Source organism: Delftia sp. WY8 (genome assembly GCF_018437695.1).
Taxonomy (GTDB): Bacteria; Pseudomonadota; Gammaproteobacteria; order Burkholderiales; family Burkholderiaceae_C; genus Comamonas; species Comamonas tsuruhatensis.
The window spans coordinates 5695611-5711209 of the sequence record NZ_CP049795.1 but is presented as its reverse complement, the minus strand read 5'-3'; the positions used below and the strand labels follow the sequence as shown (position 1 = coordinate 5711209).

The following is a 15599-nucleotide window of genomic DNA, read 5'->3' as shown; positions in this document are numbered from 1 at the left end:
CTTGCACTTCAGGCCGCCATTTCTTCCAGCGCAAGAGACGGCACGGCAGGCAGCCTGTGCGCCACCAGCTGCACGGGAATGGACTTGGAGCTGGGCGTGCCCGCCACGATGGCCGTGGCCGACAGCGGCACCAGCGGATTGGTCTCGGGATAGTAGGCAGCGATGCAGCCGCGCGGAATGTCGTAGGCCACGAGCCTGAAGCGCTCGGCGCTGCGCTGCTGGCCGTCATCCCACACCGTCTGCAGGTCCACCCAGTCGCCATCCTTCATGCCCAGGGCGCGGATGTCCTCGGCATGGATGAAGACCACGCGGCGCTGTCCGAAGACGCCGCGGTAGCGGTCGTCCATGCCGTAGATGGTGGTGTTGTACTGGTCGTGCGAACGCGTGGTGAACAGCGTGAACACCGGCGATGCGCCGGGGCTGCGCGCGGCGCGCGCGCGGTGCACGGGCGTGTCGCGCGGCACGGCGTGCACGAAGAAGCCGGCCTTGCCCCGGGGCGTCTCCCAGATGCGCTCGCTTGCCGCATTGCGCAGCTTGAAGCCGCCCGGCACGGCCACGCGCGCGTTGAAGTCGTGGAAGTCGTCGAAGACCTGCTCGATCAGCTCGCGTATGCGCGCATAGTCGCCGGCCAGCTCCTGCCAGGGCACGGGCCGCTGCGCGCCCAGCGTGGCGGCAGCCAGGCGCGCGACGATGGCGATCTCGCTGAGCAGGTGCTCGGACGCAGGCGGGTTGATGCCGCTGGAGATATGGACCATGCCCATGGAGTCCTCCACCGTCACGCCCTGCGGCCCGGTGGCCTGCATGTCGATCTCGGTGCGGCCCAGGCAGGGCAGGATCAGCGCCTCGCGGCCGTGCACCAGGTGGCTGCGGTTGAGCTTGGTGGTCACATGCACGGTCAGGTCGCAGCGGCGCAGCGCCTGCCAGGTGGCATGCGTGTCGGGCGTGGCCGCCGCGAAGTTGCCGCCCAGCGCGAAGAAGACCTTGCCCCTGCCTTCGAGCATGAGGCGGATGGACTCGACCACGTCCACGCCGTGGGCGCGCGGCGGCTCGAAACCGAAGACCTGCTGCAGCCGGTCCAGCAGCGCGGCCGGCGGCTTCTCCCAGATGCCCATGCTGCGGTCGCCCTGCACATTGCTGTGGCCGCGCACCGGGCAGGCGCCCGCACCCGGGCGGCCGATGTTGCCGCGCAGCAGCAGCAGGTTGACCAGCATCTGCACGGCGGCCACCGAATGCATGTGCTGCGTGATGCCCATGCCCCAGCAGACGATGGTGCTGCGGGCGGCGATGTAGACCTCGGCCGCCGTCTGCATCTGCGCGCGGCTCAGGCCGGACTCGGCCTCCAGCAGGCCCCAGTCCTCGGCACGCAGGTCCTCGGCCAGGGCCTCGAAGCCGGTCGTGTGTTCGGCGATGAAGGCATGGTCCAGCACGCCGCCGCACCCGTGCCCCAGTGCATCGTCCTGCGCGATCACATGCTTCATGATGCCCTTGACGGCCGCGATGTCGCCGCCCACGCGCAGCTGAAAGTAGTGCGTGCTGATGGGCGTGGCGCCCAGGGTGGCCATCTCCAGCTTGCTTTGCGGGTCCTGGAAGCGCTCCAGCCCGCGCTCGCGCAGCGGGTTGAAGCTCAGGATGCGCGCGCCGCGTTTGTGGGCTGCGCGCAGCTCGCCCAGCATGCGCGGGTGGTTGGTGCCGGGGTTCTGGCCGAAGATGAAGATGGCATCGGCCTGCTCGAAATCGGCCAGCTGCACCGTGCCCTTGCCCACGCCGATCTGCGGCTTCATGCCGCTGCCGCTGGGCTCGTGGCACATGTTGGAGCAGTCGGGGAAATTGTTCGTGCCGTAGGCGCGCACGAACAGCTGGTACAGGAAGGCCGCCTCGTTGCTGGCGCGGCCCGAGGTGTAGAAGATGGCCTGGTTCGGGTCGGGCAGCGCGTTCAGGTGGCGGGCAATCAGCGCAAAGGCGTCGTCCCAGGCGATGGGCCGGTAGCGGTCGCTGGCCGCGTCGTACACCATGGGCTCGGTGAGCCGGCCCTGGTCTTCCAGCCAGAAATCGCTTTGCACCATGAGCTCGGCCACCATGTGCCGGGCAAAGAATTCGGGCGTCACGCGGCGCGCCGTGGCCTCGGCCGCCACGGCCTTGGCACCGTTCTCGCAGAACTCGAAGGTGGAATGGTGGTTACGGTCGGGCCAGGCGCAGCCCGGGCAGTCGAAGCCGTCGGGCTGGTTGGCCGACAGCAGCGTCTTGGCGCCCTTGACGGCGATATCCTGGCGCATCAGGGCCTGGCTCACGCTGCGCAATGCGCCCCAGCCGCCAGCGGCCCCCTTGTAGAACTCGATCTTTTGTTCGGACATGGGCCGGGAGTGTTCCGCCTGTCCATGATCCAGGTCAAATCACATCTCCAAATGGAGAGATTCAGCAAAGATATGAGCACGGCATCCTTGCCCTGCGCCATGCTGGCAACCTCCGCCCTGAACCGCCGATGAACTCCACAGCCATACACACCGCCATCCCCGAAGACGCCGCGCTGATCGCTCCGCTGTTCGACGCCTACCGCCAGTTCTACGAGCAACCTGCGGATGCCGACGCGGCGCTGGCCTTCATCACGGCGCGGCTGGAGCGCGGCGAATCCGTGATCCTGCTGGCCCGCCGACCGGACGGCAGCGCCCTGGGCTTTTGCCAGCTCTACCCCTCGTTCTGCTCGGTGCTGGCCGCGCCCATCTACGTGCTCTACGACCTCTTCGTGGTGCCCGAGGCGCGCCGCCTGGGCGTGGGCCGCGCCCTGCTGCTGGCGGCCGAAGCCCATGCCCGCGCCACGGGCCATGCACGCATGGACCTGACCACGGCACGCAACAACCTGCGCGCCCAGGCGCTGTACGAGTCGCTGGGCTGGGTGCGTGACGAAGTGTTCCTGACCTATGCGCGCCATCTGCAGGCTTGAGCCGCCAGCGGCCTAGCGCAGAACCCGCAGCTCCCGCGCCAGCGCCACGGCCTGGGTGCGGCTGCGCGCGCCCAGCTTGAGGTTGATGCTGCGCAGGTGGGTGCGCACCGTGCTGTCGGAGACGAAGAGCTTCTCGGCCATGGCCGCATTGGAGTAGCCCGAGGCCAGCAATTCCAGCACGCGCAGCTCCTTGCGGGTCAGGGGCTCGGCAAGCGCCGTGGCCGGCGCCGGGCCCTGGGGCGCATCCGCTGCCTGCAGCTCGGGGGGATCGGCGGGCTCGGCAGGCTCGCCCAGGGCAGACAGCAGCCGCTGCGCATGGGCGGCAGCCTCCGGCTCCGCCGCTTCCGTGCGGCGCGACAGTGAGGACGACAGTGAAGGAGACAGTGAGGGCGACAGCACGCGCTGCAGCACGGGCGCGAGCAGCGGCCCCTCATCGAGCATCAGGCGCACAAAGCCTTCGCTGGCACCGTGGCGCAGCGGCTGGGCCAGCATGGCGGCGGCGGCGTCCAGGTCGCCGCAGCCCGCCTCGGCCAGCGCGCACAGCACCTGCAGCTTGAGGCTGCGGTGGCGGCGCCCGCGCAGTTGCGCATCGGCCAGCAAGGGGGCGATGGCATCGCGCACGGCACGGCAGTCGCCAAAGTGCAGACCCCAGCGCAGCCGGGCGATGGCGATGTCCTCCACCTCGTGCGGCGGCAGGCGCAGGCGTTCCACGCGCGGCCATACGCCAGGGTCGTCGGCACGCTCCAGCGCCTCGGACGCGGCCGCCCGGTTGCCCTGCAGCACGAAGATGCGCGCATGTTCCAGCCGCGCGCTGGCCGTCACGCGCGGCAGCTGGCGCTCGTGCCCCAGGTATTCCAGTTCGGTGAGCAGGCCCACGGCGGCATCCACGTCGCCGCGCAGGAAGGCGATGCGCGCGCGCATGCGGTAGCTGGCGATCACGTGGTCGGGCAGGCCCACATCGCGTGCCAGCGGCAGGTAGACCTGCAGCAGGTGATCGGCGCCGTCGATGTCATTGCCCTCGTAGAGCACCCCCGCGTACAGGACGCCTGCCCAGGCATTGCCGTTGGTGGGGTTGTAGGCCGCGCTGCGCGGCGTGGCAGCCAGCGCCACCCTGAAACGCGCTGCCGCCTGGCGCAGCCGGCCGGCGGACAGGTCCAGCACGCCTTCCATGGCCTCGGTGTACATGCGGCTGAACAGGCTGCCGGCCTGGGTGCTGCGTGCCGCATCCAGCAGGCGGCGGGCCTCGTCGGTATCGCCCAGCACCGATGCCACGTAGGCCATGGCATTGGTCAGCGAGCTGTCCGCAAAGGGCCGGCAGCTGGGCAGGCGCGCCAGCGCCTCGCGGCCCAGTGGCGCAGCCTCTTCCACGCGGTCCATCATGGCCAGCAGCAGCGGCCGCAGGGCGATGACCAGGGCCTGCGCGGCAGGGTCGGCGGCCATGCCGGGCTCCAGCGCATCCAGCCACAGCTGTGCCTGCACGGGACCACGGGTGAAGCAGTCGGCATAGGCGGCCACGGCCTGCAGCAGCGGCTCGCGCGCCAGCAGCGGCGCCGGCAGGGCCGTGAACCAGCGCGACAGCAGGCGCATGCGGCCCTGCTCCATCAGCGCCTCGGCATGGCGCGCCAGCAGGGACAGGGCATGCGGCAGGTCGCCGCCTTCCAGCGCATGCTCGATGGCGGGCACGGGCCGGCCGCAGGATTCGTACCAGCCGCTGGCCGCCAGATGCAGGCGCTGCACCTCGCCGGGGCGCTCGCGCTGCAGCTGGGCGCGAAGGAAGTCGGCAAACATGCTGTGGTAGCGCCAGCTGCGCCTGCCCTGCCCTTCGTCGGCCAGCGGCAGCAAGAACAGATGGGCCTGCTCCAGCGCCTGCAGCATGGCGGCGCCATCGGTGCGCGGCACCAGGGCCTGGCAGACCTGGGCATCCAGCGTGCGCAGGATGCTGGTGCGCAGCAAAAAATCGCGCACGGGCGCGGCCTGCTGTGCCAGCACGTCCTCGGCCAGGTAGTCGGCCACGGCACGCTCCGAGCCCGAGAAGCGCTCGATGAAGTCGCTGTGCGCCCCATACCGCTCCAGCGCCAGCGAGGCCAGCCACAGCGCGCCTATCCAGCCTTCGGTCTTGTCCACCAGGCGCGCCACGGCCTCGCGCGGCAGCGCGCAGCCGCGCAGGCGAAAGAACTCCTCGGCCTCGGCCGCTGAAAAGCGCAGCAGCGCCGCATCGATCTCCAGCAGCTGGCCGCTGGTGCGCAGCCGCCCCAGTCCCAGGGCCGGCAGCGCGCGCGAGCCTATGACCAGCCGGCCGTGCACGGGCAACTGCTCCATCAGCTGGCGCACCAGGCCCAGCACGGCATCGTTGTGCAGCACCTCGAAATCGTCGATGAACAGCGCAAACGACCGGCCTTCGCCGGCCAGCGACTGCAGCGCCCGGGACAGCTCGCCCGGCCCGTCCGCCTCGCGCTCGGCCATGCCGCCCAGGCCGCGCACGGCCGCACCCAGGCATTGCAGAAAGCGCGAGACATCGTTGTCGGCGGCATCCAGCGTGAGCCAGGCCGTGGCCTGCCCTTCGGCCTGCAGGCGCTCGCGCATCTGGCGCATGGCCGTGGTCTTGCCGAAGCCGGCCGGCGCACGCACCAGCACCACGCGGGCGCGCAGCGCCTCGGGCCAGCGCGCGGCCACCGCCAGGCGCGCCACCTGGGCTGCGGCCGCGCGCGGCGGGCTCAGCTTGGCCTGGGGCACATAGCCGGAACCGGGAGCAGGAATGGGCACTGGGGACGGCATGCGGGCGAGGAGCACATGGCAGGAGTGAAGGAGCGGGCACTTTCGTCGGTTTCGACGATGGCGGCAATGCGGGGTGATTCCTAGACTGGCCTGCAGATCATAGGCAGCGCAGCGCGCCCTGTCGCGAGCCAAGGCGACAGGGCGCGCGGCAAAGACTCTCACAAAGGAGACCCACACATGAAGCTTGACGCAAGCATCAGCGCCGTCGTCACGGGCGGGGCATCGGGCCTGGGCGCGGCCACCGCGCGCCGCCTGGCCGCCAGGGGCGTGCGCGTCGCCCTGTTCGACCTCAACGAGACGGCCGGGCAGGCGCTGGCGCGCGAGACAGGCGGCCTGTTCTGCCGCGTGGACGTGACCGACGAGGCCAGCGTGGACGCGGGCTTTGCCCAGGCCCGCGCGGCCCACGGGCAGGAGCGCATCCTGGTCAACTGCGCGGGCACGGGCAATGCCGTCAAGACGGCCAGCCGCGACAAGGCCACGGGCGAGATCCGGCACCTGCCCGTGGCCAATTTCGACCGCATCATCCAGATCAACCTGGTGGGCACCTTCCGCTGCATCGCCAAGTCGGCGGCGGGCATGCTCACGCTGGAGCCGCTGGCCGACGGCGAGCGCGGCGCCATCGTCAACACGGCCTCGGTGGCGGCGCAGGACGGGCAGATGGGCCAGGCCAGCTACTCGGCCAGCAAGGCCGGCATCACGGGCATGACCCTGCCCATCGCGCGCGACCTCATGGGCGAGGGCATCCGCGTGAACACCATCCTGCCCGGCATCTTCGACACGCCGCTGCTGCAGGGCGCGCCCGACAACGTGAAGGCGGCGCTGGCCGCCTCCGTCCCCTTCCCCAAGCGGCTGGGCCAGCCCGACGAATACGCCCACCTGGCCGAGACCATGATCACCAACGGCTACTTCAACGGCGAGTGCGTGCGCCTGGACGGCGCCATCCGCATGGCGCCGCGCTAGGCGCAAGGCCCAGGCACCACGGCAGGCACCGTCCCCGCGTTTTCCCTGGCCGGAATCGTCGCTTGCGACGATGCCCGGCCCGCGCCGGCCGGGCCACCATCCCCCCAGGAATACAGGAACAGGAGACATATCCATGGCACAGGCATACATCGTTGCCGCCACGCGCACGGCAGGCGGCAAGCGCGGCGGAAAGCTCTCGGGCTGGCATCCGGCCGATCTCGCGGCCCAGGTGCTGGACGAGCTGGTGCGCCGCAGCCAGGCCGACCCGGCCCAGGTCGAGGACGTGATCATGGGCTGCGTCAGCCAGGTCGGCCAGCAGGCGACGAACGTGGCGCGCAACGCGGTGCTGGCCTCGTCCCTGCCCGAGTCCGTGCCGGGCACCACGGTGGACCGGCAGTGCGGGTCGTCCCAGCAGGCCCTGCATTTCGCGGCCCAGGCCGTGATGTCGGGCAGCATGGACATGGTGATCGCCGCAGGCGTGGAGAGCATGTCGCGCGTGCCCATGGGCACGCCCAACGCCCTGCCCGCCAAGGCCGGCCTGGGCGTGTACATGAGCCCGGCCATGCAGCAGCGCTATCCGGGCGTGGAGTTCAGCCAGTTCATGGGCGCCGAGATGATGGCCGGCAAGTACGGCCTGGCCAAGGACCAGCTGGACGCCTATGCGCTGCAAAGCCATGAGCGCGCCGTGCAGGCCGCGCGCGAGGGCCGCTTCGACCGCGAGATCCTGGCCGTGCAGGCGCGCAGCGCCGAAGGCGGTGCCGAGGGCGAAGGCCAGCCGCACACGGTGGATGAAGGCATACGCTTCAACGCCACGCTGGAGGGCATTGCCGGCGTCAAGACCATCCGCGAAGGCGGCTGCGTGACCGCCGCCACGGCCAGCCAGATCTGCGATGGTGCCAGCGGCGTCATGGTGGTCAGCGAGCGCGGCCTCAAGGCCCTGGGCGTGCAGCCGCTGGCGCGCATCCACCACATGAGCCTGCTGGGGCATGACCCGGTGATCATGCTGGAGGCCCCCATCCCCGCCACCCAGGCCGCGCTGAAGAAGGCCGGCATGCGCATCTCCGACATCGACCTGTACGAAGTCAACGAGGCCTTTGCCCCCGTGCCCCTGGCCTGGCTGCAGGCCACGGGCGCCGATCCGGCGCGGCTCAACGTCAACGGCGGCGCCATTGCGCTGGGCCATCCGCTGGGCGCCTCGGGCACCAAGCTCATGGCCACGCTGATCCACGCCCTGCATGCGCGCGGCGGGCGCTACGGCCTGCAGACCATGTGCGAGGGCGGCGGCATGGCCAACGTCACCATCATCGAGCGCCTGTAGGCGCCGCCATGCCACCGTGCGGCCGGCGCGGCCCGCGCAGGCCGCCCACCATCGGGGGGAGGGAAAGCCATGAGCCAGGACTCGCAGCCCCTGCTGCGCATTGAAGGCGTTTCGCTGCGCTTCGGCGGCATCGTCGCGCTGGACGGCGTGAGTTTCGATGTTGCGGCAGGCCAGATCTGCGGCCTCATCGGCCCCAACGGTGCGGGCAAGAGCAGCCTGTTCAACTGCCTGTCGCGGCTGTATGCCTGGCAGGCCGGCCACATCCGCTTTCGCGGCCAGCCGCTGGCCACGCTGGCGCGCCACCGCATGGCCGCGCTGGGCATGGGCCGCACCTTCCAGAACCTGGCCCTGTTTTCTAGCATGACGGTGGCCGACAACGTGCGCCTGGGCACGCACAGCCACCAGCACGCCGGCTTTGTGCGCGACGCCCTGCGCCTGCCCGGCGTGCGCCGGCGCGAGGAAGAAGCCCGCGCCCAGGCGCAATCGCTGATGGCCCTGCTGGAGCTGACGGGCGTGGCAGAGCGCCGCGTGGCCGACCTGCCCTTCGGCACGCAAAAGCGCGTGGAGCTGGCGCGCGCCCTGGCCTGCCGCCCGCAGTTGCTGCTGCTGGACGAGCCGGCCTGCGGCCTCAACCATGAGGAGCTGGCCGGCCTGGGCGACCTGATCCTGTCGCTGCGCGACCGGCTGGGGCTGACCGTGCTGCTGGTGGAGCACCACATGGGCCTGGTCATGCGCGTGAGCGACAAGGTCGTGGCGCTGAACTTCGGCCGCAAGATCGCCGAGGGCACACCGGGCGAGGTTCGCTCCGATGCCGAAGTCATCCGCGCCTACCTGGGTTCGGACATGCAGCCGCAGGATCAGGACAGGGAGGTGGCGCATGCCGGCACTGCTTGAAATCCGCGGACTGCATGCGGCCTACGGGTCGGTGCGCGTGCTGGACGGCATCGACATGGACCTGGCCGAAGGCCGCGTCACGGCCCTGCTGGGCGCCAATGGCGCGGGCAAGACCACCACGCTGCGCGCCATCTGCCGCCACCTCGTGGACACGCGCGGCGAGGTGCGCCTGGCCGGCGAACGCATAGACCGGCACAGCACCGAGCGCATCGCGCGCCAGGGCGTGGGCCATGTGCCCGACGGGCGCGGCACCTTCGCCCAGCTCAGCGCCGAGGAGAACCTGCGCCTGGGCGCGCAGGCCCGGCCCACGCGCGCTGCCCGTGCAGACGTGGGCAGCGATATGGAGCGCATGTTCGGCTACTTCCCCCGCCTGCGCGAGCGCCGCACCCAGCAGGCCGGCACGCTGTCGGGCGGCGAGCAGCAGATGCTGGCCATTGCCCGCGCCCTCATGGGCCGCCCGCGCCTGCTGCTGCTGGACGAGCCCTCCTTCGGCCTGGCGCCGCTGGTGGTGCGCGACATCTTCGGCATCCTGCGGCGCATCAACGCCGAGCAGGGCACGACCGTCCTGCTGGTGGAGCAGAACGCGCGCCTGGCGCTGGAGCTGGCGCACAGCGCCTACCTGCTGGAGACCGGTCGCATCGTGCTGCACGGCCCCAGCGAAGCCATGCGCCGCAACGATGCGGTACGCCAGGCCTATCTCGGGGAGTAGCGGCCATGGACGCCTTCATCCACCAGTTGCTGGCCGGCCTGGCCACGGGCGGCATCTACGCCACCGTGGCGCTGGCCCTGGTCATGATCTACCAGGCCACGCACCACATCAATTTCGCGCAGGGCGAGATGGCCATGTTCTCCACCTTCATCGCCTGGGCGCTGCTGCAGGCGGGGCTGCCGTACTGGTGGGCCTTCCTGGCCACGGTGGCGCTGTCCTTCGTGCTGGGCGCGGCCGTGGAGTTCGCCATCATCCGCCCCATGCACAAGGCGGCGGACCTGGCCCAGGTGGTGGTCTTCATCGGCCTGCTGATCGTCTTCCACAGCCTGGCCGGCTGGATCTTCGGCTACACCATCAAGGAGTTCCCCAGCCCGTTCCCGGCCGACGCCTGGTACGGCAGCGCCCTGATGTCGGCCCATGAGGTGGGCACCATCTTCGTGGCGCTGTCCATCGTGGCCCTGCTGTTTGCCTTCTTCCGGCTCACGCCGCTGGGGCTGGCCATGCGCGCGGCCGCGCAGAACCCAGCCTCCTCGCGCCTGGTGGGCATCTCCGTGGGGCGCATGCTGATGCTGGGCTGGGGCCTGGCCGGCGCCATCGGCGCGGTGGCCGGGATGATGGTGGCGCCCGTGGTTTTCCTTGATCCGCACATGATGAGCGGCGTGCTGCTGTACGCCTTTGCGGGCGCGCTGCTGGGCGGCATCGACAGCCCCGCGGGCGCCGTGCTGGGCGGCTTCATCGTGGGCGTGCTTGAAAACCTCGTGGGCAGCTACGTCGTTGGCACCGAACTCAAGCTCTCGGTGGCCCTGGTACTGATCGTGGGCGTGCTCATCGTGCGGCCGGCCGGGCTGATGGGCCGCAAGGTCGTCAGGAGGGTTTGAACAATGTCCCCCCTGAGCGGCTACGCCGCTTCCCGTTGCACGGCGCCCCCTCTCTCGCTACGCGGGAGGGGGACGACACCCTCGCTTTTGGGCCACGCCAGTTTTGTGCCAAACGCCCTGGAGAACAATGATGTCCACACGATCCGCCTCCTCGTCTGACGCGCTGGTCGCCTCCATCAGCGCGCGCCGCCCCCTGCCCCTGGGCACGGTACTGATCGCGGCGCTGGCGCTGGCGGCCTGCTCGCTGGTCTTCGTGGCCAAGGGCTACCAGTTGTTCCAGGCCACCATGGTGCTGGCCTATGCCGTGGCCCTGGTGGGGCTGAACATCCTCACGGGCTACAGCGGCCAGATCTCGCTGGGCCATGGCGCCTTCTTCGCCATAGGCGCCTATGCGGCCGGCATCCTGATGGACCGCGCGGGCCTGGCCTACTGGCTTGCCGTGCCTGCAGCGGGCCTGGTGAGCCTGGCGGCGGGCTACCTGTTCGGGCGGCCCGCGCTCAGGCTGGAAGGGCTGTACCTGGCGCTGGCCACCTTTGCGCTGGGCGTGGCCATGCCCCAGCTGCTCAAGTACCGCCACCTGGAGGCATGGACCGGCGGCGTAGGCGGCATCGTGCTGACCAAGCCCGAGGCGCCCTGGGGCCTGCCGCTGGATGCCGACCAGTGGTTCTACCTCTATGCATTGGCCGTGGCGGCGCTGCTGTTCTGGATGGCGCGCAACCTCATAGACAGCGGCAGCGGCCTGGCGCTGCGCGCCATCCGCGACCATGCCATGGCGGCCGAGGCCATGGGCGTGGACAACGCGCACTGCAAGTCCATGGCCTTTGCGATTTCGGCCGGCTACACGGGCGTGGGCGGCGCGCTGTCGGCCATTGCCGTGCAGTTCGTGGCGCCCGACTCCTTCACCATGTTCCTGTCCATTTCGCTGCTGGTGGGCGTGGTGGTGGGTGGCGTGGGAACGCTGTGGGGCGCGCTGTTCGGCGCCCTGTTCATCATGTTCATCCCGGGGCTGGCCGAGCAGGTGTCCAAGGCCGCGCCCTGGGCCGTCTACGGCACCGTGCTCATCGTCTTCATGTTCGCCATGCCCGGCGGCGTGATGGGCCTGCTGCACCGACTGGGCCGACCGGGCCTGCACCTGCCCCGGCAGCGGCCGCGTGCCTGACTTTCCATCCCCACCCACAGGAGTCCCCCATGAATTCCAGTCCGGCCGTCCGCATGGAACGCCACGGCAACAACGGCGACAGCGGCAACAACGGCGAGATCGCCCTCATCGTCCTCCAGGACAGCGCCCGCATGAATCCGCTGGGCAGGCCCTTGCAGCTGCGGCTGCGCGAACTGCTGGCCGAGGTGCGCGAGGACACCTCCCTCCGCGCCCTGGTGCTCACCGCCGAGGGCCGGGGCTTTTGCGTGGGCGCGGACCTGTCGTCCATGGGCGGCGCACAAGGCGGGGCACAAGGTGGGGCACAAGGCGGGGCCCAGGCCGATGGCCGCACGCTGGGCGAGCAGACGGCCGACAACATGCAGCAGCTGTCCAACCGCCTCATCCTGGACCTGCAGCAGTTGCCCGTGCCCGTGGTCTGCGCCATCAACGGCGCGGCAGCCGGGGCCGGCGTGGGCCTGGCACTGGCCGGCGACGTGGCGCTGGCGGCGCGCTCGGCCTACTTCTACCTGCCTTTCCTGCCGCGCCTAGGCATCGTGCCTGACCTGGGCACCACCTGGTTCATCGAGCGCCGGCTGGGCCGTGCGCGCGCCCTGGGCCTGTCCCTGCTGGGCGACAGGCTGGGCGCGCAGCAGGCTGCCGACTGGGGCCTGGTCTGGGCCTGCGTGGACGACGAGGCCCTGCGCGAGCAGGCCCTGGCCAAGGCCGCCCGCCTGGCGCGGCTGCCGGCCGGTGCCGTGCTGGAAGCCCGCCGCGCGCTGGACCACGCAGCCGCTTCCACGCTGGAGCAGCAGCTTCACTACGAGGCTGAACGCCAGCGCGAGCTGGTGGGCGCGCCGGCCTTCATGGAAGGCGTGCAGGCCTTCATGCAAAAGCGCGAGCCCGTGTTCGCGCCCCGCCAGCCGGGCTGACCGCCGCGCCTTCCCGCCACACCTTCCCGACGCACCTTGCTGCGCCCGCACATGCATTCGTCGGAATCGACGATGGGCGCGCGCCGGGCCGGTTCCTACCATGGACCGGCCACCACAAGAAAAGCGGGCACGGCGCCCGCAAGCCAGGAGACCACCATGCGCAACCCCTTCGCCCGCGGCCCCCGGGCCCTGATCGCCTGCCTGGCGCTGGTCCTGCCGGCCATCACCCCGGTGCCAACCCAGGCCCAGAAGAAGTACGACACCGGCGCCAGCGACACCGAGATCCGCATCGGCAACTTCGTGCCCTACTCGGGCCCGGTGTCGGCCTACGGAACCATCGGCAAGGCCCATGCGGCCTACTTCGCCAAGATCAACGCCGAGGGCGGCATCAACGGCCGCAAGATCACCTACCTCTCGGCCGACGACGCCTACAACCCCGCCCAGAGCGTGGAGCAGACGCGCAAGCTGGTCGAGCGCGACGGCGTGCTGCTGATGTTCGGCGCGCTGGGCACCTCGCACAACCAGGCCGTGCATCGCTACATGAACCAGCGCAAGGTGCCCCAGCTGTTCGTCTCCACGGGCGCCACGCGCTGGGGCGATCCGAAGAACTTCCCCTGGACCATGGGCTGGCAGCCCACCTACCAGCTCGAAGGCCGCACCTTCGCCCAGCACATCCTGGCCACGCGGCCCCAGGCCAAGGTGGCCGTCCTGATGCAGAACGACGACTTCGGCAAGGACTACCTCAAGGGCGTGCTCGACGGCTTCGGCGAGCAGGCCAAGCAGCGCATCGTCGTGCAGCAGACCTACGAGGTCGGCGACCCCACGGTGGACAGCCAGATGGTGGCGCTCAAGGGCTCGGGGGCGGACACCTTCATCAACATCAGCACGCCCAAGTTCGCGGCCCAGTCCATACGCAAGGCCGCCGACATCGGCTGGAAGCCTGCGCACTACCTGGTCAGCGTCTCGCTGTCCATCAGCTCGGTGCTCAAGCCCGCGGGCCTGGACAACGCGCGCGGCGTGATGACGGCCAGCTACCTGCGCGAGCCCTCGGACCCCACCAACCAGGGCACGCCCGAGCTGGCCGGCTACCTGGCCTTCATGAAGCAGTTCTACCCAGCCGGCGACCCCAACGATTCGCTCAACGTCATCGGCTACTCCCAGGCCCAGACCCTGGTGCAGGTGCTCAGGCAGGCCGGCGACGAGCTCACGCGCGCCAACATCATGAAGCAGGCCGCCAGCCTGAAGATGGACCTGCCCATGCTCTACCCGGGCATCAGCCTGCAGACCGGTGCGGACGATTTCTTCCCCATCAAGAAGATGCAGCTCGTGCGCTTCGACGGCAGCCGCTACGCGCCCGTGCAATGACCCCGGCCTTCAGGACAACGACAGGAGACACCCCCATGCCCGCCTTGCAAGGACTGATGCAGGACCGCCCGCTCATGATCTCGTCGCTGATCGAGCATGCGGCGCGCTTTCATCCGCACACCGAAATCGTCTCGCGCCTGCCGGAAACCCGGGACGGTGGCCTGCACCGCACCGACTGGGCCGGCATGCGCCGCGCCTCCTGCCAGGTGGCCAACGCCCTGCAGTCGCTGGGCGTGCAGCCTGGCGAACGCGTGGGCACGCTGGCCTGGAACAGCTGGCGCCACCTGGCGCTGTACTTCGGCGTCTCGGGCAGCGGCGCGGTGCTGCACACCATCAACCCGCGCCTGTTTCCCGAGCAGATCGAATACATCGCCAACCATGCCGAGGACCGGGTGCTGTTCTTCGACGTGACCTTCGCGCCGCTGGTGGAAAAGCTCGCACCGCATCTGAAGACCGTCACCACCTATGTCTGCATGAGTTCGCGCGAGCACATGCCCGCGCTGGACCTGCCCGGCCTGCGCTGCTGGGACGAGCTGGTGGGCAACCAGAGCGAGGACTTCGACTGGCCCGAGTTCGACGAGCGCACGGCCTCGTCGCTGTGCTACACCTCGGGCACCACGGGCCACCCCAAGGGCGTGCTGTACTCGCACCGCTCCACCGTGCTGCACACGCTGATGGAGCTGGCGCCCGACACCTTCGGCCTGAACGCGCGCGAGACCGTGATGCTCATCGTGCCCATGTTCCATGCCAACGCCTGGGGCACGCCCTATGCGGCGGCCATGGCCGGCGCACGGCTGGTGCTGCCCGGCCCGCACCTGGACGGCCAGAGCGTCTACGAGCTCATGCGCGACGAGAAGGTCACCTTCTCGCAGGGCGTGCCCACCGTGTGGCTGATGCTGTTCCAGTACCTGGATGCGCATCCCGACATCGACCCGCGCGCGCTGGGCGTCAAGAGCATAGGCATCGGCGGCGCGGCCGTGCCGCGCGCCATGCTGGAGCGCTTCGAGAACCAGTTCGGCGCCCAGGTCGTGCAGGGCTGGGGCATGACCGAGACCAGCCCCATCGGCGTGGTCAGCAAGCTGCTGCCCCGGCACGACGCGCTGTCGGGCGAGGAACTGGTCAAGGTCAAGCTCAAGCAGGGACGCGGCGTCTGGGGCGTGGACCTCAAGATCGTGGACGACGACGGCCGGCCCCAGCCCTGGGACGGCCAGGCCCGGGGACACCTGCGCGTGCGCGGCCCCTGGATCGCCAGCGGCTACTTCAAGGGCGAAGGCGGCTCGCCCGTCGATGAGGAAGGCTTCTTCACCACGGGTGACGTGGCCACCATCGATGCCGACGGCTTCCTGCAGTTGGTGGACCGCGCCAAGGACGTGATCAAGTCGGGCGGCGAGTGGATTTCCTCCATCGACGTGGAGAACGCCGCCATGGGCCATCCCGGCGTGGCCGAGGCCGCCATCATCGGCGTGGCCCATCCCAAGTGGCAGGAGCGGCCGCTGCTGCTGGTGGTGCCGCGCGCAGGCCACAGCGTCAGCCGCGAGTCCATGCTCGACTTCCTGTCCACGCGCATCGCCAAATGGTGGCTGCCCGACGATGTGCTGCAGGTGGCCGAGCTGCCGCACACGGCCACGGGAAAACTGCTAAAGACCAAGCTGCGCGAGCAGTACAAGAACCATCCACTGCCCACGGCCTGAAAGG

12 protein-coding genes are annotated in these 15599 nt (G+C 70.2%); 10 read left to right on the top strand and 2 right to left on the bottom strand.

What is annotated here, in order from left to right:
- Window positions 1-8: 8 nt before the first annotated feature.
- A complete protein-coding gene (locus tag G4D77_RS26170; RefSeq protein ID WP_154833900.1) occupies window positions 9-2351 on the bottom strand; it encodes an FdhF/YdeP family oxidoreductase in 2343 nt (780 codons plus the stop codon).
- A gap of 128 nt (window positions 2352-2479) precedes the next feature.
- Between G4D77_RS26170 and G4D77_RS26165 the strand changes: the two genes are divergently transcribed.
- Entirely contained in the window at window positions 2480-2938 is a 459-nt protein-coding gene (locus G4D77_RS26165; RefSeq protein WP_047218404.1) for a GNAT family N-acetyltransferase, read from the top strand.
- A 12-nt stretch (window positions 2939-2950) separates the two neighbouring features.
- Here G4D77_RS26165 and G4D77_RS26160 read toward each other — a convergent pair whose 3' ends face one another.
- Entirely contained in the window at window positions 2951-5713 is a 2763-nt protein-coding gene (locus tag G4D77_RS26160) for a winged helix-turn-helix domain-containing protein (protein ID WP_154833899.1), read from the bottom strand.
- 177 nt (window positions 5714-5890) lie between these two features.
- Here G4D77_RS26160 and G4D77_RS26155 point away from each other — a divergent pair, with 177 nt between their 5' ends.
- The 9 genes from G4D77_RS26155 (at window position 5891) to G4D77_RS26115 (ending at window position 15595) form a co-directional block, all read left to right on the top strand.
- The gene (locus G4D77_RS26155) at window positions 5891-6673 is read left to right on the top strand and encodes an SDR family NAD(P)-dependent oxidoreductase (RefSeq protein ID WP_016451398.1); all 783 of its coding nucleotides are present in this window, start codon (window positions 5891-5893) and stop codon (window positions 6671-6673) included.
- A gap of 133 nt (window positions 6674-6806) precedes the next feature.
- Window positions 6807-7991 carry an acetyl-CoA C-acetyltransferase gene (locus G4D77_RS26150; protein ID WP_012206616.1) on the top strand — a complete coding sequence of 395 codons (1185 nt, stop codon included), beginning with the start codon at window positions 6807-6809 and terminating at the stop codon, window positions 7989-7991.
- 69 nt (window positions 7992-8060) lie between these two features.
- Entirely contained in the window at window positions 8061-8885 is an 825-nt protein-coding gene (locus G4D77_RS26145; RefSeq protein WP_154833898.1) for an ABC transporter ATP-binding protein, read from the top strand.
- Window positions 8869-9594, top strand: a complete 726-nt coding sequence (locus tag G4D77_RS26140; protein WP_154833897.1) for an ABC transporter ATP-binding protein — start codon at window positions 8869-8871, stop codon at window positions 9592-9594. Before G4D77_RS26145 ends, G4D77_RS26140 begins: the two co-directional genes overlap by 17 nt.
- Before the next feature lie 5 nt (window positions 9595-9599).
- Window positions 9600-10472, top strand: a complete 873-nt coding sequence (locus tag G4D77_RS26135; protein ID WP_034363620.1) for a branched-chain amino acid ABC transporter permease — start codon at window positions 9600-9602, stop codon at window positions 10470-10472.
- 130 nt (window positions 10473-10602) lie between these two features.
- Entirely contained in the window at window positions 10603-11631 is a 1029-nt protein-coding gene (locus tag G4D77_RS26130; protein WP_154833896.1) for a branched-chain amino acid ABC transporter permease, read from the top strand.
- A 29-nt stretch (window positions 11632-11660) separates the two neighbouring features.
- Window positions 11661-12539, top strand: coding sequence for an enoyl-CoA hydratase-related protein (locus tag G4D77_RS26125; protein WP_154833895.1), 879 nt, complete (start codon window positions 11661-11663; stop codon window positions 12537-12539).
- Window positions 12540-12695: 156 nt separating this feature from the next.
- Complete coding sequence (locus tag G4D77_RS26120) at window positions 12696-13904, top strand: ABC transporter substrate-binding protein (RefSeq protein ID WP_154833894.1); 1209 nt, start codon at window positions 12696-12698, stop codon at window positions 13902-13904.
- Between the two features lie 35 nt (window positions 13905-13939).
- The gene (locus tag G4D77_RS26115; protein ID WP_154833893.1) at window positions 13940-15595 is read left to right on the top strand and encodes a long-chain-fatty-acid--CoA ligase; all 1656 of its coding nucleotides are present in this window, start codon (window positions 13940-13942) and stop codon (window positions 15593-15595) included.
- Window positions 15596-15599: the final 4 nt, after the last annotated feature.